The organism is Erwinia sp. TECH1 (assembly GCF_054057575.1).
In genome coordinates, this window is the sequence record NZ_JBSRZK010000001.1 from 371,234 (window position 1) to 387,749 (window position 16,516).

Consider the following 16,516-nt stretch of genomic DNA (forward strand, 5'->3'; position numbering starts at 1 on the left):
CCTTTTCATGGCAAGATCCACCAGCAAAGATGCGATAAAAAGTATCTCTTCAGGTAAAAATGCCTGCGCCAGCCTGCTTTTTGCGCACCCGGCGGCATTTTCGGCTGAGGGCGGCATTCAGGGTACGCGCCGTCGGGCGGTTACAAAGCATGTCGGCGCCGGTTAAATCAACCTTAAATCAACCCCGCTTTTCTGCCGTCATTCGGCTTTTTCCTGATCGAAAACAGCTCGTCAGACGGCCTGGTCAATAAACTTCCTGACACTTTTCCCCGCTGAATTTCTGGAAGGTTTTGCCCGGATGCCACTGACTCCCACCCGCGCGCTGACGCGCCTTTTACCGCTGCTGCTGTTTACCTTTACGGTTACCGCTGCGCCGCCGCCTGCCGTGACTGTGACCACGCTTACCCGCGAAAAAATTGCCCATCCTCGCCGCTACCTGGGGCGCGTTGAGGCGCTCCGGCAGGTTGACGTGATGGCGAGAACCGAAGGCGTTATCGTCAAACGCTATTTCAAAAACGGTGAAAATATCCGCGAAGGGCAGCCGCTGTTTGATCTCGATCCGGCAGAGCATCACGCCGCGCTGGCGCGCAGCCAGGCACAGGTCAATCAGGCGGCGGCGCAGGCCCGGCAAGCACAGCTGCACCTTGCGCGTCTGCAGCGGCTGGGCGTGGGGACGGCGGTCAGTCAGTCCGAGCTGGATAACGCCCTGGCCGAGCGCGACAGGGCGCGCGCCGCGCGGAAAGAGGCCGAAGCGCTTTTACAGACCCAGCGGCTGAACGTGGCTTTCACCCGCATCGCCGCGCCGATTAGCGGACGCGCAGGCCACAGCGCTATTCACGAAGGCGCATTGGTTAATCCTGCCCGCGGCGCGCTGGTCAGGCTGAAGCAGCTCGATCCCGTGCACGTGGTGATAGCCATCAACGAGCGCGACTATCTGGCCGACTGGCAGAAAACGCTGAAGGGCGATATGCAGCAGGCGAATGAGGCGATAACGGCCCGCATTCAGCTGGCCAATGGCGCTGCTTACCCTTACAGCGGCCGTTTCTTTGCGCTGGATAATCATATTGATAACCAAACCGGCACCGTGGCCGTAAGCCTGGCCTTCGCCAATCCGCAACACCTGCTGCTGCCGGGCGGCATGGTGGAGGTGCAGCTTCAGCCGCCGGCGCAGGAACGGCTGTTGCTGCCCGCGCCGGCGCTACAGCAGGACAGCGGCGGCTACTTCGTGTTTCGGGTGGATCGGCAGCAGCACGTAGAGCAAGTCCCTGTTGAAGTCGGCGCGCAGATTGGACAGCGCTATATCATCACCGCCGGCCTTGCCGCAGGCGATCGGGTTATCGTTGCGGGCACGCAGCGCGTCAGGCCGGGTATGCAGGTCGCCGCCAGCGAAGCGTTATAAGGAAGCCTATGCTGAACTTTTTTATCAGGCGGCCTAAATTCGCCATGGTGATTGCGCTGATTATCACGCTGACCGGCGCGATGGCATTGCAAGCGATCCCGGTTGAACAGTTTCCGCAGATCACGCCGCCTGTGATTAGCGTGTCGGCGATCTATCCCGGCGCCAGCGCCCGCGACGTGGCCGAAGCGGTGGGCGGGCCGGTCGAGGCGCAGCTCAACGGCGTCAGCAATATGCTTTACATGGAGTCCACCAGCAGCAATAACGGCAGCTATCAGCTGAGCATTACCTTCGCCAGCGGCACCGACCCCGATATGGCGGCGGTGGAAGTGCAGAATCGGCTGTCGCAAATCAGCGCCCGCCTGCCTGCTGAGGTCAATCAAAACGGCATCGCCGTGCGGAAACGGGCCAGCAATATTCTGATGAGCATCAGCGTGCTGTCGCCGGGCAACAGGCTTGATGCGCTCTCTCTCAGCAACTACGCCTCGGTGCGTCTGCGCGACGCGCTGGCGCGTATCCATGGCGTAGGCGACGTGCAGGTCTTTGGCGCGCGCGATTACAGTATGCGTATCTGGCTCGATCCGCACCGCATGGAGGCGCTAAACATCACGACCGATGACGTGATGCAGGCACTAAGGCAGCAAAACGTGCAGGCCGCCGCCGGGCAAATTGGCGCCGCGCCAACGCCTGCGACCCAGCAAACCGTACTGACCGTCAGCGGCCAGGGCAGGCTGCTGACGCCGGAAGCCTTTGCGCAGATTGTGCTGCGCAGCAACGCACGCGGCGGCATGGTGCGTATTGGCGATATCGCCAGCACCGAGCTGGGCGCGCAGAATTATCAGATTAACGCCGCGCTGAACAATACGCCGGGCGTTTTTCTGATGGTCTATCCCGCTCCGGCCGCCAATGCGCTTAGCGTGGCGAAAGCGGTGCGGGCCGAAATGGCGGAGCAGGCGCGGGTTTTCCCACAGGATATGGCGTATCAGATCAAGTTTGACGCCACTACGCCCGTGACCGCCACGCTGCATGAGATCGCGCTTTCGCTGCTTGTCACGCTGGTGGTGGTGCTGGTGGTGGTCTGGCTGTTTTTACAAAGCCTGCGCGCGACATTTATCGTGGCGTTGACCATTCCCGTTTCGCTGCTGGGCACCTTTGCCGTGCTGCTGGCGGCAGGCTACTCGGCCAACACGCTGAGCCTGTTCGCCATTATCCTGGCGCTGACCATCGTGGTGGACGACGCCATCGTCGTGGTGGAAAACGTCGAGCGCCTGATGGAGGAGGAGCCGCTGCTGTCGCCAGCCGAGGCGACGCGCAAGGCGCTTGCGCAGATTGCCGGGCCGGTTATCGCCACCACGCTGGTGCTGCTGGCGGTGTTTGTGCCGACTGCCGTGCTGCCCGGCATCGTGGGCGAACTTTATCGGCAGTTCGCCGTCACGCTGTCAGCGTCGATGGTGCTGTCCAGCGTTTGCGCGCTGACGCTGACGCCCGCGCTTTGCGCCTGTCTGCTGCGGCGGCGCGTCGTGCCGACGACAGGGCCGCTGGCGAGCTTCAACCGTTTTATCAACCGGACGCGTGACGGCTATGTCGCGCTGACGCAAAAAATTAATCGCTACGCCATCACCACGGCTGCGGTGATCCTGGCGGCAGGCGTCGTGACCTGGATGAGCTATCAGCAGCTGCCCGATGGCTTTCTGCCGCAGGAAGATGAGGGTTACCTGTTTATCAATGTTCAGCTGCCGGAAGGCGCGGCGCTGCCCAGAACGCAGCAGGTGATGGAGCAGATGTACCAGGTCGTGAAAAAAAATCCGGCGGTGGCGGACGTGATCAAAATCACCGGTTTCAGCCTGTTGGGCGGCGGTAACTCGCCTGACAGCGGCTTCGGCATCGTGCTGCTGAAAGCGTGGCACGAGCGTCCACCCATCGCGCAGCTTTTGCCGCCGCTTCAGCAGCAGCTGGCCGCCATTCCTGCCGCCACCATTATGGCTTTCGTGCCGCCGCCGGTCAGCGGTCTGGGCAACGCTGCCGGTTTCGATCTGCGTATTCAGGCGCTGGAAGGACAGTCGCCGCAGGCGCTGGCGCAGGCTGCCCACGCCGTGATTACGGCGGCGAACCAGCATCCTCAGCTTAGCCGGGTATTTACCACGTTCAGCGCGACGGTGCCGGAAATGAGCCTGACCATCGACCGCGAGCGGGCCGCGCTGATGCAGGTGCCGGTCAGTCGAATTGTTGCCGTATTGCAAACCGCGTTCGGCGGCAGCGAGGCGGGCGACTTTACCCGGAACGGCCGCCAGTTTCGGGTACAGGTGCAAAATGAGATGCGCTTTCGTCAGCACAGTGAGCAGCTGCTGGCGCTGACCGTGCGTAGCGACACGGGCGCGCAGGTCAGGCTGAATCAGCTGGTTACGCTGAAGCCGTCGCTCGGCGCACCTTACATCATGCAGTACAACCAGTTTCCGGCGCTGGCGATCGGCGGCGGCGGCGCGCAGGGCGTCAGCTCAGGGCAGGCGATGCAGGCGATGCAGGCGATGACCGAGGTGCTGGCGCAGCATCTGCCGGAAGGCTACGACTACAGCTGGAGCGGCATGTCGTATCAGGAGCAGCAAACCGGCAATCAGGCCGTGCTGATCTATCTGGCGGCGGTGCTGTTCGCCTGGCTGTTTATGGTGGCGCAGTATGAAAGCTGGAGCGTGCCGCTGGCGGTAATGCTGTCGGTGGTTTTCGCCGCCGCAGGCGCCGTAGCCGGCCTGCATCTGATGGGCTTTACCAACGATGTCTATGCGCAGATTGGGCTGGTGTTGCTGATGGGCCTGGCCGCCAAAAACGCCATTCTGCTGGTCGAGTTTGCCCGCGATCGCCGCGCCAGCGGCGTGCCGATCGGTCAGGCCGCGAAGCAGGCCGCCAGCCAGCGTTTTCGTGCGGTCATGATGACCGCCATTTCCTTTATCGTCGGCGTGCTGCCGCTGGTGATGGCCAGCGGCGCGGGCGCGGCCAGCCGCCGGATTATCGGCATCACGGTCTTTAGCGGCATGCTGGCGGCCACGCTGTTTGGCATTTTATTTATTCCCGCGCTCTGGCTGCATATTCAGCGCCTGCGGGAGTGGCGCAAACGGCCCCGGGGAACGCGTTAATGGCCCACCATGACAGGGCATTGAAAGCCGTTGTGATGCTGGGCATGTTGGTCATTATTTTTGCGGGCATCCGGGCGGGGGCCGATATCGTGGTGCCCTTTATTCTGGCGCTGTTCGTGGCGGTCATCCTCAATCCGCTGGTGATGTTGTTGCAGCGGATTGGCCTGCCGAGGCTGCTGGCCGTTGCGCTGATTATCGGCATTATCGTGCTGGCAAGCGTTCTGCTGCTGACCACGCTGGCGGCAATGCTTAACGACTTTGCCCGCACGCTGCCGCAATACCGGCTGGTGATGCTTGCCTGGCTGGAAGAGACGCGGCAGCTGATGGCGCGTTTTGGCGTGCCGTTCTCTTTTGGCGAAGCGATGGCGCTGGCCGATCCTAACGCGGCCATCAACCTGGTCAGTCGCCTGGTATCGCAGCTTTCCGGCGCCATCAGCGGCATCTTTCTGCTGCTGATGACGGTGGTGTTTATGCTGTTCGAAGCGCCGCTGCTGCCGGGAAAGCTACGGCGGATCCTCAGCCGACCCGGCGATGGCATGGCGGCTATCCAGCAGGCGCTCGACAGCGTAAGCCGCTACCTGATCCTGAAAACCGCTATCAGCCTGCTGACCGGCGTGGTGGTCTGGCTGCTGCTGTGGCTGATGGGCGTGCGCTTTGCGCTGCTGTGGAGCGTGCTGGCCTTTGCGCTGAACTACATCCCCAATATCGGCTCGGTTATCGCCGCCGTTCCGCCTGTGATCCAGGCCTTAATCTTTAATGGCAGTTGGGAAAGTGTGGTGGTGGCCGTCGGCTATCTGCTGATTAATCTGGTGATTGGCAATATGCTGGAGCCGCGCTGGATGGGGCGCGGGCTGGGCCTGTCCACGCTGGTGGTTTTTCTGTCGCTGATTTTTTGGGGCTGGCTGCTGGGGCTGGTCGGGATGCTGCTCTCCGTGCCGCTGACCATCGTGGTGAAGATAGCGCTGGAGCAGACGCCGGGCGGCGAACGGCTGGCGCTGCTGCTCAGCGACGGCAGACCTCCTGGCAACGGCAGGCCTCACAGCGTCTGATTAACGCGCTGCTGCATCCAGAACCAGAACGGATTGGAGGCCTGGCGCATCAGCATATCCAGGCTGACCATCAGCACGCTGCGCTCGCCGCGCGGCGTCAGGACGCCAAAGCTGACGCCAAACTCGTTCGGCCGGTCGGGCTGACGGCCATACAGCGAATCGCTGAACGGAAAGGGCAGCGCCACGTGCGAGAGGGAATAGACGTCCGCCGGATAGCGGACGCCCAGCGGCACGCTGGTGGTCACCTTGCTGCCCGCGGGCGTGGTGCGGGCAACGGCATCGTTGCTGGTCGGCGCCGCGTTGGTCACCAGCGTAACGGCGTAATTGCGCGGCGTCGCCGGCAGCAGATTATCCGCCGCGTGCAGCGCCGTGGGACGCATCAGCGGAGAAAGCGCCACCGAACGATTAACGTCGAAAAGCACCAGCTCGCTGCCGTTAGCGGGCAACAGATTATAGAGGCCGCGCACCACGGCGGGCGTGCTGACCGTCGCATCGGCCACCGACTGGAAGGTCAGCACCGGCGGCAGTTTGTCCAGCAAACGGCTGGCGCGATCGCGGTGCAGCTGACTTTGCAGCGCGCTGGTCAGCAGCCACGACTGCCGCGCCGCTTTTACCGGAAAGGAGTTGTATTTAAAGGGATTGAACTCCGGCAGGATGCTCAGCCAGGCCGAACGGGCAAACGCGGGCAGCAGAGAAGGCAACCCGGCCAGGCCCGCGTAGCGCGCATAGCTGCTGACGCCAATCATCGGCGAAATCAAAATTAGCCGGTTCGGCACGGGCAGCGAGGGATCTTCCAGCGCGTCCAGCGTATATTTCATCGCCAGCGCGCCGCCGTTGGAAAAGCCCATTATTTGCAGCGGCGCGCCCGCCGGAATGCGCCGATGGGCTTCCCGCACCGCCAGCCTGGTGGCCGCCAGCCAGTCTTCCCATTCGGTTTGGGTCAGTGCCGCCGGGACGGTGCCGTGACCCGGCAGCCGGATGGCGACCACCACATAACCATGCTGCTGATAATCTGCGGCGAAATGTCGCAGGCTATAGGGCGAATCCGTCAGCCCGTGCAAAAGCACCACCGCACCGCGAGGCTTTCCCTGCGGCAATAGCTGATAAGAACGGTTCCAGTCCGTGGCGAAACGCGCCGGATAAACCGGGCTTTTCTCCGCATAACGGTTATAGCTATCCGCGCTGTCTTCCGACGGTCTGACGTCGATTTTCATCCGGGCAAAGATCTGCTGCTCATTGCGCAAATAGGCGGACCAGTCGCTGCGGTCCATCTGACGGTCGCTCATTTCGGCAGGCAGCCAGGTATGCCACGGCTCCAGGGCTGGCCCGCGCTCGGTAACGGCAACACGCAGCGCCAGCAGCAGGAAGGCCAGCAGGACAACCAGTAACACCAGGCGTCTTATCCAGAATCGTGTGCGTTGTAGCATGGCTGTTCCCGTTGGCAAATTTGCGCAGGAAGTATAGAGGAAATCAGGACGATAGCGTTGATCGTCATCATTCGCGCTGGTGTGCCGTACCCACCAAGTGACCCATTAAATCGCACTCGTTGAGTCAGGGTTTAGATTAACTCAGCGGTTAGTTACGGTTATAAATTAGTTTAATCTATTGATTATAAATGAAAAATAATTGTTTACGCTGAAAAATTCGCTCGCCGCCGTCTGGGTTTACTTCCCCGGTAAGCGGGATTATAGTGGCGGCGATTTCCTTAACGGAGCCAATAATTGGACAGTCATCCTTTACGTTTTAACTCATAAGGCAGGCTACGCCGTTTGCTTGCCGATAACCGGTGGGCACTGTTTTTCTCTCTCCTGAGCATTACGTCCCCGTCATAACTTTTTTCTCCCGCGCAGCCGCCGGGCAAGGATTAACGATGAAAGAACCTCCGACCAGCGACGGGCGATGGCAAACAGGCAGAGTTAAGCGTACACGCTTCCCGTAACGTCCTCTTTTCCTCTTCCCCGCCTCGCCCAATCCTGACCCCAAAAATCAAATCCTCATGCGCAGGGTCGCTTCTCTGCGCCTGAATAAAAATAAAGGATTAGGCACATGAAAAAATCCCGCTCCCGCGATCTGGCTATCGCACAAGAAATAAAACTGAGCCTGGACAGCACGCTGGCTCGTCTGCACACCCAACGCAATGGTTTGACCGCCGCTGATGCCAGCGAGCGCCTGTTGGAATATGGCAAAAACGAGGTCGCCACGGCTCAGGCGCCGCACGCGCTGATCCAGCTGATCCAGGCCTTTAATAACCCCTTTATCTGGATCCTGATCGTGCTGGCCGCCATCAGCTTTTTCACGGATTACCTGCTGCCGCTGCGGCAGGGCGAAGAGACCGATCTTACCGGCATTATCATCATGCTGACCATGGTGGCGCTCAGCGGCCTGCTGCGTTTCTGGCAGGAGTACCGCACCAATAAAGCGGCGGAAGCGCTGAAATCGCTGGTACGCACGACGGCAACCGCTATTCGCCGCAGTAGCGAAAACGCCGCGCCGGTCAGAATGGAAGTTGCGCTACAGGACGTGGTGCCCGGCGACGTGATCTTTCTGTCGGCTGGCGACATGGTGCCGGCAGATGTGCGCCTGCTGACCGCTAAAGATTTGTTTATCAGCCAGGCTTCGCTAAGCGGCGAAGCGGTGCCGGTAGAAAAACATGCCGCGTCAGATCGGTGCCAGCCAGATGACCATCTGCTGAACAGGCCCGATATCTGCCTGATGGGCACCAGCGTCGCCAGCGGTACGGCTACCGCCGTCGTAGTCGCGACAGGCAACCGTACCTGGTTTGGCTCGCTGGCAAAATCCGTGACCGGCAGTCGGCCGCAAACCGCTTTCGATCGCGGCGTAAACAGCGTCAGCTGGCTGCTGGTGCGCTTTATGCTGGTGATGGTGCCCGTGGTGTTGTTTATCAACGGCTTTACCAAAGGCGACTGGGCAGACGCCACGCTGTTCGCGCTGGCCGTGGCGGTTGGCCTGACGCCGGAGATGCTGCCGATGATTGTCAGCTCTAATCTGGCGAAAGGCGCCATTGCCCTGTCGCGGCGCAAAGTGGTGGTGAAGCGGCTTAACGCTATTCAGAATTTTGGCGCGATGGACGTGCTGTGTACCGATAAAACCGGCACGCTGACCCAGGATCGCATTATCCTGGCGCAGCATCTTGACGCGCACGGGCACAGCAGCGATCGGGTTTTGCAGCTGGCCTGGCTGAACAGCCGCCATCAGACCGGTGTAAAAAACCTGATGGACAGGGCGATCCTGAGCTTCAGCCAGGGAAAATGGGCGGTTAGCGGGCTGCATCGCTATCGTAAAATCGACGAGCTGCCGTTTGATTTTGAGCGCCGCCGTTTGTCCATTGTGGTGGCGGACGAACACGACCGGCAGACACTGATCTGCAAGGGCGCGCTGGGCGAAATGCTGTCTGTCGCCACGCACTGGCAGGACGGACGCGAACGGCGTCCGCTGGATGAGGCCGCGCGTCAGCAGTGGAGCCAACAGGCGGCGCGCTGGAATCAGCAGGGCTTTCGCGTACTGCTTATCGGCGAACGCGATCTGAGCGATATGCCGCTAACGCTGCCGCTGCACAAGGATGATGAGCGGGATTTAACGCTTTGCGGCCTGCTGACCTTCCTTGATCCGCCCAAAGAGAGCGCCAGAGAAGCGATTGCCGCCCTGCACGAGCACGGCGTAACGGTAAAAGTGCTGACCGGCGACAACGCCATTATCACCAGCAAAATTTGCCGCGATGTCGGGCTGGAGCCAGGAGAGCCGCTGTGCGGCAGCGAAATCGAGCGGCTGGATGACCGCGAACTGGCGACGCTGGCGGATTCACGCACCATTTTTTGCCGCCTGACGCCGCTACAAAAATCCCGCGTGCTGAATATGCTGCAACAAAACGGCCATACGGTCGGCTTCCTGGGCGACGGCATCAACGATGCGCCAGCGTTACGGGAGGCGGATGTCGGGATTTCCGTCGACAGCGCTACGGATATTGCAAAAGAGTCTGCCGATATTATTCTGCTGGAAAAAAACCTGATGGTGCTGGAGCAGGGCGTTATCAAAGGCCGCGAGACTTTCGGCAACATTATTAAGTACCTGAATATGACCGCCAGCTCCAACTTCGGCAACGTTTTTTCCGTGCTGATCGCCAGCGCATTCCTGCCTTTTTTGCCCATGCTGGCTATCCAATTGCTGATCCAGAACCTGATGTATGACCTTTCCCAGCTGGCGCTGCCCTGGGACAAAATGGATAAGGCGTTCCTGCGCAAGCCGCGTAAGTGGGACGCAAGGAATATCGGCCGCTTTATGCTGTGGATGGGCCCGACGTCTTCGCTGTTTGACGTCACCACCTTTCTGCTGATGTGGAACGTTTTTGCCGCCAACAGCGTGGAGCATCAGGCGCTGTTCCAGTCAGGCTGGTTTGTCGAAGGTCTGCTGTCGCAAACGCTGGTGGTGCATATGCTGCGCACGCAGAAGATCCCTTTTATCCAGAGCCGCGCGGCGCTGCCGGTGATGCTGATGACGGGGCTGGTGATGGCGCTGGGGATCGCCATCCCCTTTTCACCGCTGGGCGAAGCGGTTGGGCTGACGCCGCTGCCCTGGACTTACTTCCCGTGGCTGGTAGCGACGCTGCTGGGTTATTGCCTGGTGACGCAGGGAATGAAGCGCCTTTATATCCGCCGTTTCGGCCAGTGGTTCTGAGGAGGAAAGATGAAATATAACAACGCCATCACTGCTATCGTGCTGTTCTTTGTTGCGTTAGTTATCCTGTCCAGCGGCCTGCTGATGATCTTCGGCCACTGAAAAGGAGCAGGCATAGAGCCGGGCGCGGTTGGCAGAAGCTGTAAACGAAGCCTGCCGCGCCGTCGTCAACCTGATCCGGAACCCGCGTGGAGGGCCGGCAAAAGTTTGTTTATACCTTGATAAACCGCAGATAAATAAAGCGAATCACATAGTATTCCAGCGCGCCTAATAGTAAAAACCACAGGCAGAACACCAGCGTATAGAGCTGGCCGACATCGCTGAGATGAAACAGCGTAGTCAGGCGGCGCGTCAGCTCCACGCCAAACCAGGGCGCGGGCAGCAGCAGCGCGGAGAGAAAGCCCAGCATCAGCGTGCTCATCGGCATTAAAAAGGTCAGAAAAGGATTGTTCATAGCGGTTCCGTCTCGGTCAGTGACGGCCATTTTCCGGTAAACGGCTGGCGGGTTCAACCTTGCACGCGCAGGGAATTTTTTCGGCGCTTTTTGGCGATTTTTATCGCGCGTAATTCCCCACCGGCTGAAAGGTCGCTCATCATAACCCGGTAATTCCTTTAGTGTTTTTGCGCCTCTTTTTTGCGCGAAATTAGCATTCGTTAAAAAGTATAGCCAAGGCTATACTTAAACAACTGATTTTATTGTCTTTTTATACGCGCAATCGCGTGGTAGGATGCACGCACATTAAGCCTGAGGGGCTTGTTTCTTCAACAAGAACCGTTCTTTTGATGTCTGGGCGAGAAGATAACCGCCAGACCGGTATAACCACAATGAACCTATATGCAACCCTTATTCTGGCCTTCGGCATGTCGATGGATGCTTTTGCCGCCGCGATTGGCAAAGGCGCAAGCCTGCAGCGTCCGGGTCTGAGAGAAGCGCTGCGCATTGGCCTGATTTTCGGCGCGATTGAAGCGCTGACGCCACTGATTGGTTGGGGCGTAGGCATTGCAGCCAGCCGCTACGTAATGGCATGGGATCACTGGGTCGCTTTTACGCTGCTGCTGGTGCTTGGTGGCCGCATGATTCTGGAAGGTTTCCGTAAAAAGGATGAAGAGTGCGAAGCGCCCCAGCGTCACGGATTCTGGCTGCTGGCGATGACCGCCGTCGCGACCAGTCTGGATGCCATGGCCGTCGGCGTCGGCCTGGCTTTCCTGCAGGTGAATATTGTGACGACCGCGCTGGCGATTGGCGCTTCGACGCTGGTAATGGCTTCGGCGGGCATCCTGTTAGGCCGTTTTCTTGGCCCGGTAATGGGCAAGTGGGCGGAGATTTTCGGCGGCGTGGTGCTGATTGGCATTGGCACCAGTATCCTGGTTGAGCACCTGGGCATCCTGTAAAGGTGCAGACAAAAGACCGGGTTTACCCGTCTCGTTTAGCTTTTGTTTAGGTTCGCTTTCGCATAATCTTGCGAATTATGTGATCTGCTTCAAATTTATTTGCCTGGAAAGTGCGCTTCTTGTATACTTTTTTTGCGTTCTATCAATAAAAGTTGAATTTCAGGTGCAAAAAATGAAAAAAGTTATCAATTACGTGTTCCGTAGCTATGTTGAAACATTTAAACACGTACCGCCAGGCGCTATGTATTAATGGCTCCGGCCCGAAACCCTCGATAGCCGCGGTCAGGGAAAGACCGATGGTTATCACCTGTTACCCCGCTAAAATTTTCTTCGCTTATCCCGTTTTCGACTCGCTAAAACCTTCTTCGCTTATCCCGTTTTTGACTCGCTAAAAGCTTCTTCACTTATCCCGCTTTCGACTCGCTAAACCCGTCTTCGCTTATCCCACGTTTCAATCGTTTTCAGCTCGCTAACACGCTCTTCGCTTTTCAATCGCTTCCGGTCTGCTGATGACAATGACCGCTTTGGCTTGCTACGCCTGCGTTCTCTGCCGCCCGCCGGTTTTGATGACGCCACGCAGTCAAAAAGAAGCCGCCGCTGCTGACTGCGTCACAGCCAGCAGGGCGAAAGGCCATTAATCCTGGCTCTGGTACTCGTCCAGCGTAGCGCTCTGACAGGCTTCCATATTCTGGCTGGCCTGCTTCTTCTGGTCTTCGCTCAGATTCATCCAGGCAGCAACCACGGTTCGGGCTTCGTCTTCGTCAAAGTCCGGTTTTTCCTGCGCGGAAGGCGACTGGCCGCGCATGTGCAGCGCTTTCAGCTTGGTGATATAGCCATCCGCCGAGTCGGCTGCTTTATCCTGCGTCACCAGCGTACAAAGGTTAGCGATATAGCCCTGGGCCGGATCGTCTGAGTCTGCAGCCTGCGCTGCGCCAGTTACCGCCAGAGCGGCAAGCAGCAGCATTATTTTTTTCATATTTGCTCCTTAACAAGGATTTACGTTCGGCCGGTTCGGCATGGCCCGTTAAGGATAGCGCTTCCGTAGCGGGCCGGCACCGTACGCCTGAAGAGTAAATACTTTAATTCAGAGCCAGGCTCTGTACCAGTCGATCTGCTGCGCGATGAGGTGATCGAAGCGCGGGCCGCTGTAGCGAGCGTAACGTTTTGCCTCCGCTTCTACATGCAGCTTTTTCTCTGCCGCCGCCACGATATCAAACAGCGCAATGCCCTGCGGCGGCGGATTGACGCGATCGTCGCCCGCTATCACCAGTCCCGGGCAGGAAAGCTGGCTGGTAGTGCAGCGTCTTCTACATGGTCAGAAAGGCGATTTTAGTAACCATCACCGGGAACGGTGTTTTATGGCGCCTGAATAGTTTTAGCGGGAGGAATAAGAAGGAGGTGCAAAAGTCTCCACGATCTCAACCGTGGAGACAGCAATCTTAACCTTCGGGCATGGCGGAGGAATGATGGCTTGAAATAAGCCATTTCTGTCCGTCCCATGCATAGGTAAAGGTATAACGCGCGGCGGCTTTAGAACCATCGCCAAAGGTAAAGGTATAGGTGCCGGTATCGATAGCTTTATTACAGCCGATGCGAACGGTACGGCTGTCGATATGGCCAACCGGCTTCTTCGCCAGGAATTTTTTAAAATAATCAACGCGCTCTTCGTCCGTCAGGCGAGCTTTGTTCGACAGCGTTGGCAGCAGCACGGCATCTGACAGATAGTTCTGCGAAACGGTGTTGGCATCGCCTGTTTTTAGCGAATCGTTCCAGCGATCGAACATAGAGGCAACTTCCTGCTCGGTCATTTTAACGCAGGAAGTACTCTCCTGAGCAAAAGCCGCCGAGCTGGTAAGCACGCCGGCAATCATCAAACCAATTAATCCAGCCTTCATTAATTATCTCCGTAGTATCTGTGTTTTTAATAAAGCTAAAATACCAGAAGCTAATAAACGCATATTAAACGTTCGCAGCGATGGGAAAAGGCTATGCCAGAGGGTTGATATAGATCACGTCAATAAGCATTCTTTATTGTAAGCACTGCGTTAATTATTTATTTATTATTAACGGCATTAATAAAGATGAATAACATGATTTATATTATCCGGGTGTTTTTTTAATAAGATGAGATAAAGGCAGGGTTTTTATAGCGAAAATGCGCCGTGTGGATAAGCAGAGCATTGCAAACGACAGGAGCCGGGCGGGTAAAAAAAGATGGTCAGCCGAAGCCGACCACCAACGTTTTTATTTCTGTAATAGCTGCTTAACCCAGGCAATGATTTCTGCATCTTTGCCCTGTTCAAACAGGCATTTCTGGAAGCGTTCGCCGCCGACGGCGGTTTTCACCAGTTCCGGGTCAATTGCGCGCAGCGTATCCAGATAGTTATCTTTGATTACCGCGCTTTTTACCTGATTGAGGATACCGGCGTTGCGTACCTGTGGCTCTTTACGCTCGACGGGATAGCCTTCGCCCCGGCGGCCGGTAAAGGCCTTTTCAAACATATAGCGCACGTTCAGCTCGGCGCCCCAGCCAAAGCCTTTGGCAAAGGCCAGCGACAGCGCGTTGCCGTTATTGATTTGCGCAAACAGAAACGCATCCGCCGGATCGAGGCAGTAGCCGCACACCACGCCAGGATGGATATTTAACGACATCAGCGCGCCCTGACCGGTGCCGCAGCCGGTGACCACGAAATCTACTGCCTTTGCGTTCAGCAGAATGCTGGCCATAATGCCTAAGTGGATATAGGTCAGATGATGATCGTTCTCGTCGCTCATGCCGACGTTAAACACCACGTCTTTATTCTGCGCCGCTACGGCCTGTAACTGCTCCAGCACCACGGCGTTTTTCGCCGCCTGGCTGTTTTCCATCATCAGTGCAATATTCATCTTTGTTCTCCAGTATTCAGTCATTGAGAGGCCGATGGCGCATCAGCGCGCCAGCCAGCCGCCATCTACCGCAAGGGTATAGCCGTTGATGTAGTCAGCGGCTTTTGATGCCAGAAAAATCACCGGACCCATTAAATCCTGCGGCGTACCCCAGCGGCCAGCCGGGATACGCGCCAGAATTTCCGCACTGCGCTCTTCATCGCTGCGTAGCTGCTCCGTGTTGTTAGTGACCATATAACCCGGCGCCAGCGCGTTAACGTTGATGCCGTATTTCGCCCACTCGTTGGCCAGCTGACGCGTCAGCCCCATCACCGCGCTTTTCGACGCGGTATAGGAAGGCACGCGCACGCCACCCTGGAAAGAGAGCATCGAGGCAATATTGATAATCTTGCCGCCGCTCCCTTGCTTAATGAACTGACGGGCGGCCAGCTGCGATAAAAAGAACAGCGTCTTGATATTGACGTTCATCACGTCATCCCAATCCTGTTCGCTAAAGTTCAGCGCGTCTTCGCGGCGGATCAAACCCGCGTTATTGACCAGGATATCGATATGCCCCATCTCTTCTACCGCACGTTCCAACAGTGATGACAGCCGATCCTGACGGCCGAGATCGGCTTGCAAGCTGAGAAAGCGTCTTCCCGTTGCGCCGACTTCCGCCGCGGTATCGGCGGGATCGCGGCGATTAATCGCCACGATGTCACAGCCCGCCTGTGCCAGAGCCACTGCCATACTTTTCCCTAAGCCGGTATTACAACCGGTGACCACAGCCACCTTTCCCTGTAGAGAAAAATCGTCAAGAATCATGCAGTTTCCTTATTTATAGATAGACGTGCAGGTATTCCACCAGACACAGGATCGCCATCGCCTGGCCATAAGGCATGGAGGTCAGCGGTATCTGGCGGTAGAAATCGAGGTCTTTACCCATGCCGGTGCCAAAGGAAACCTGTGTCAGCTCCCCGTCCTTATTGATGCGGGAGATCAATCCTTTAATCGCCTTTTCCGCCACCGCTATATAGCGGGGATCGGCACAGCGGCGACGCGCGGCTTTTAACATGCCGAAGGCGAAGCCAGCCGTTGCGGAGGCTTCAAGATAGGAGTTGGGATCGTCCAGCAACGTATGCCACAGGCCGCTTTCGTCCTGACATTTTTCCAGCGCCTCCAGCTGGCGGGAAAGCACCTGTTGCAGATAGCGCCGGGTCGCATCACCTTCCGGCAGCTCAAGCAGCTCAACGAATTCCGGAATAACGATGGTCAGCCAGCTGTTGCCGCGCGCCCAGCGAGCGTTAGCAAAATTATGGTGACCATCGAACGTCCAGCCGTGGAACCACAGCCCGGTTTCCTTATCCATCAGATGCTGGATATGCAACATAAACTGATACTTGGCTTCTTCGATATAGTCCGCGCGGTTCAGCAGCTTGCCGATTTTTGCCAGCGGCAGCACGGTCATCATCAGCGTGTCATCCCACAGCTGCTGATGGTTCTCTTCCGCCAGCGTGATGTGCTGCAAACCCCTCATATCGGTACGCGGCATATCATGCATAATCCAGTCTGCCCAGCTTTCCAGGTAGGGCAGCCAGCGTGGATCGCGGGTTTCCTCATAGCGGTATGCCAGCGTCAGAAACGGGCAAACCGTGTTCACGTTACGGGTGGTGGAACCTTCAGCAAAACGGTCGTTGAACCAGTTATCAATGATGGCTCGCAGCCGATCGTCCCCGGTTTGGCGGTAATACTGATGAATGCCGTACAGGCCGATGCCGTGCGTCCATTCCCATCCTGCCCAGCCTTTGGTATCAATCACCCGGCCATCGTCAAGCCTCAGTAAAAACTCGCCGGTTTCGTCGGTAATATTCACCAAATTGTCCACCAGTTTGTTGATCAGCTGATGCAGCTCCTGGCTGGAGATAAACCTTTCCGGCTGGCGCAGGAGTGGGCTGTGTTTTACTGGGTATACGACCATAATTGCTCTGTCCTCG

At 57.7% G+C, this 16,516-nt stretch carries 14 protein-coding genes; 6 read left to right on the top strand and 8 right to left on the bottom strand.

Annotated features, from left to right (window positions below; genetic code table 11):
* The first annotated feature begins 298 nt into the window (after window positions 1-298).
* The 3 genes from ACVWZ0_RS01625 to ACVWZ0_RS01635 are packed head-to-tail and all read left to right on the top strand — an operon-like array spanning window position 299 to window position 5,573.
* Window positions 299-1,399, top strand: coding sequence for an efflux RND transporter periplasmic adaptor subunit (locus tag ACVWZ0_RS01625; RefSeq protein ID WP_253456444.1), 1,101 nt, complete (start codon window positions 299-301; stop codon window positions 1,397-1,399).
* 8 nt (window positions 1,400-1,407) lie between these two features.
* Window positions 1,408-4,524, top strand: a complete 3,117-nt coding sequence (locus tag ACVWZ0_RS01630) for an efflux RND transporter permease subunit (protein ID WP_253456440.1) — start codon at window positions 1,408-1,410, stop codon at window positions 4,522-4,524.
* Complete coding sequence (locus ACVWZ0_RS01635; RefSeq protein WP_253456437.1) at window positions 4,524-5,573, top strand: AI-2E family transporter; 1,050 nt, start codon at window positions 4,524-4,526, stop codon at window positions 5,571-5,573. Before ACVWZ0_RS01630 ends, ACVWZ0_RS01635 begins: the two co-directional genes overlap by 1 nt.
* On the opposite strand, the gene ACVWZ0_RS01640 is transcribed toward ACVWZ0_RS01635, so the two are convergent.
* Window positions 5,561-7,000 carry an alpha/beta hydrolase gene (locus ACVWZ0_RS01640; protein ID WP_253456434.1) on the bottom strand — a complete coding sequence of 480 codons (1,440 nt, stop codon included), beginning with the start codon at window positions 6,998-7,000 and terminating at the stop codon, window positions 5,561-5,563. The genes ACVWZ0_RS01635 and ACVWZ0_RS01640 overlap by 13 nt on opposite strands.
* A 619-nt stretch (window positions 7,001-7,619) precedes the next feature.
* Here ACVWZ0_RS01640 and mgtA point away from each other — a divergent pair.
* Window positions 7,620-10,265 (top strand): magnesium-translocating P-type ATPase, encoded by a 2,646-nt coding sequence (gene mgtA, locus ACVWZ0_RS01645; RefSeq protein WP_253456431.1) that lies wholly within the window; start codon window positions 7,620-7,622, stop codon window positions 10,263-10,265.
* A gap of 211 nt (window positions 10,266-10,476) precedes the next feature.
* Here the strand turns inward: mgtA and ACVWZ0_RS01650 are convergent, their stop codons facing one another.
* Window positions 10,477-10,719, bottom strand: a complete 243-nt coding sequence (locus tag ACVWZ0_RS01650) for a DUF1158 family protein (RefSeq protein ID WP_125289315.1) — start codon at window positions 10,717-10,719, stop codon at window positions 10,477-10,479.
* Between the two features lie 371 nt (window positions 10,720-11,090).
* Between ACVWZ0_RS01650 and mntP the strand changes: the two genes are divergently transcribed.
* Window positions 11,091-11,657, top strand: coding sequence for a manganese efflux pump MntP (gene mntP, locus ACVWZ0_RS01655; protein ID WP_253456428.1), 567 nt, complete (start codon window positions 11,091-11,093; stop codon window positions 11,655-11,657).
* 172 nt (window positions 11,658-11,829) lie between these two features.
* Window positions 11,830-11,907: a stress response protein AzuC gene (azuC, locus tag ACVWZ0_RS01660; protein ID WP_367317866.1), complete on the top strand. Its 78-nt coding sequence runs from the start codon at window positions 11,830-11,832 to the stop codon at window positions 11,905-11,907.
* 384 nt (window positions 11,908-12,291) lie between these two features.
* On the opposite strand, the gene ACVWZ0_RS01665 is transcribed toward azuC, so the two are convergent.
* The 6 genes from ACVWZ0_RS01665 to bglB form a co-directional block, all read right to left on the bottom strand.
* Entirely contained in the window at window positions 12,292-12,633 is a 342-nt protein-coding gene (locus ACVWZ0_RS01665; protein WP_253456425.1) for a hypothetical protein, read from the bottom strand.
* A gap of 108 nt (window positions 12,634-12,741) precedes the next feature.
* Complete coding sequence (locus ACVWZ0_RS01670) at window positions 12,742-12,924, bottom strand: hypothetical protein (protein ID WP_253456422.1); 183 nt, start codon at window positions 12,922-12,924, stop codon at window positions 12,742-12,744.
* Between the two features lie 172 nt (window positions 12,925-13,096).
* A complete protein-coding gene (locus ACVWZ0_RS01675) occupies window positions 13,097-13,552 on the bottom strand; it encodes an SgcJ/EcaC family oxidoreductase (protein WP_253456419.1) in 456 nt (151 codons plus the stop codon).
* A gap of 349 nt (window positions 13,553-13,901) precedes the next feature.
* Window positions 13,902-14,543: an RpiB/LacA/LacB family sugar-phosphate isomerase gene (locus ACVWZ0_RS01680; protein WP_253456416.1), complete on the bottom strand. Its 642-nt coding sequence runs from the start codon at window positions 14,541-14,543 to the stop codon at window positions 13,902-13,904.
* 42 nt (window positions 14,544-14,585) lie between these two features.
* A complete protein-coding gene (kduD, locus tag ACVWZ0_RS01685; RefSeq protein ID WP_253456414.1) occupies window positions 14,586-15,347 on the bottom strand; it encodes a 2-dehydro-3-deoxy-D-gluconate 5-dehydrogenase KduD in 762 nt (253 codons plus the stop codon).
* Window positions 15,348-15,360: 13 nt separating this feature from the next.
* Complete coding sequence (gene bglB, locus ACVWZ0_RS01690) at window positions 15,361-16,500, bottom strand: beta-galactosidase BglB (RefSeq protein WP_253456411.1); 1,140 nt, start codon at window positions 16,498-16,500, stop codon at window positions 15,361-15,363.
* Window positions 16,501-16,516 lie beyond the last annotated feature (16 nt).

Excerpts from the sequence above, each read along its gene's own strand:
- ACVWZ0_RS01625 (WP_253456444.1), top strand. The coding sequence starts at position 299 with ATGCCACTGACTCCCACCCGCGCGCTGACGCGCCTTTTACCGCTGCTG.
- ACVWZ0_RS01630 (WP_253456440.1), top strand. The coding sequence starts at position 1,408 with ATGCTGAACTTTTTTATCAGGCGGCCTAAATTCGCCATGGTGATTGCG.
- ACVWZ0_RS01635 (WP_253456437.1), top strand. The coding sequence starts at position 4,524 with ATGGCCCACCATGACAGGGCATTGAAAGCCGTTGTGATGCTGGGCATG.
- ACVWZ0_RS01640 (WP_253456434.1), bottom strand. The coding sequence starts at position 7,000 with ATGCTACAACGCACACGATTCTGGATAAGACGCCTGGTGTTACTGGTT.
- mgtA (WP_253456431.1), top strand. The coding sequence starts at position 7,620 with ATGAAAAAATCCCGCTCCCGCGATCTGGCTATCGCACAAGAAATAAAA.
- ACVWZ0_RS01650 (WP_125289315.1), bottom strand. The coding sequence starts at position 10,719 with ATGAACAATCCTTTTCTGACCTTTTTAATGCCGATGAGCACGCTGATG.
- mntP (WP_253456428.1), top strand. The coding sequence starts at position 11,091 with ATGAACCTATATGCAACCCTTATTCTGGCCTTCGGCATGTCGATGGAT.
- azuC (WP_367317866.1), top strand. The coding sequence starts at position 11,830 with ATGAAAAAAGTTATCAATTACGTGTTCCGTAGCTATGTTGAAACATTT.
- ACVWZ0_RS01665 (WP_253456425.1), bottom strand. The coding sequence starts at position 12,633 with ATGAAAAAAATAATGCTGCTGCTTGCCGCTCTGGCGGTAACTGGCGCA.
- ACVWZ0_RS01675 (WP_253456419.1), bottom strand. The coding sequence starts at position 13,552 with ATGAAGGCTGGATTAATTGGTTTGATGATTGCCGGCGTGCTTACCAGC.
- ACVWZ0_RS01680 (WP_253456416.1), bottom strand. The coding sequence starts at position 14,543 with ATGAATATTGCACTGATGATGGAAAACAGCCAGGCGGCGAAAAACGCC.
- kduD (WP_253456414.1), bottom strand. The coding sequence starts at position 15,347 with ATGATTCTTGACGATTTTTCTCTACAGGGAAAGGTGGCTGTGGTCACC.
- bglB (WP_253456411.1), bottom strand. The coding sequence starts at position 16,500 with ATGGTCGTATACCCAGTAAAACACAGCCCACTCCTGCGCCAGCCGGAA.